This is a genomic window from Mesorhizobium sp. P5_C1 (genome assembly GCF_054049815.1).
Window position 1 is genome coordinate 1 of record NZ_JBFULQ010001201.1, and the last position, 817, is coordinate 817.

Sequence of the window (817 nt, forward strand, 5' to 3'; positions counted from 1 at the left end):
AGGTCCGTTTAGCGTGACCTGCGGGGAAAACGTCATCTGCGAAACTCTGTTCCCAGCGCCTTACTTCAATTTTGGTGTGATCTGACCCGCACTTTTGTCGCCGATCTTCTTCGCCATCGCGAAGCCGTTGGCCGTGTCCTTGGGGGTCAGCACTTGTCCGCTATCGGCTCGCCTCCGAGTGCGGCGCAAGAAGCAACGTACAGTCAAATTCGGGGAGGACGCAGATGCGTGCGGATGTTGAATTCGCCGCCCGACTGCGGCTCGACATAGCGCGGCAGCATGGCGCGCGAAATACCCCGACCAACAAACAGCCGGYGACCCTTTCAGTCGAGCCTCTGGTGCCGGCAGTAAACCCCAAGAAGTCGGTTTTCCCGGACTACATCGTCTGCCTGGAGGACGGCAAGAAATTCAAGTCGTTGAAGCGTCACCTCAGGACGGATTTCGGTCTCACGCCCGATCAATACCGCGCCAAGTGGGGCTTGCCCCATGACTATCCAATGGTCGCACCGGAGTACTCCGACCGGAGGTCCGCGATGGCAAAGGCTACCGGTCTAGGCCGCAAGGCTGAGCCTGTTAAGAAGGCGCTAGCCAAGCGGAAGGCTTAGTCGGTCGAGCGAGGTGACGTGAGGTCAAGACTTAGCTATTAGAAAACTGCGGCGGACCTGGCGTCCGCTTGGGCCTGCGCCATTCAGGCAACCTCCAGAGAGCGGCGCCGGCTTTTTCCTCCGACTGAAATCGTCAAGCTCGCCCTTGCGATTAAAATTACATCTTTCGGCGGTAGCCTTCATGCGGATGCGCTGTGGCTCTTACATTGGAG

At 58.5% G+C, this 817-nt stretch carries 1 protein-coding gene; it reads left to right on the plus strand.

Annotation, left to right across the window (positions count from 1 at the left end; translation table 11 throughout):
* Positions 1-224: 224 nt before the first annotated feature.
* Positions 225-605 carry a MucR family transcriptional regulator gene (locus tag ACXJ7R_RS34870; protein WP_457155763.1) on the plus strand — a complete coding sequence of 127 codons (381 nt, stop codon included), beginning with the start codon at positions 225-227 and terminating at the stop codon, positions 603-605.
* The last annotated feature ends 212 nt before the right edge of the window (positions 606-817 follow it).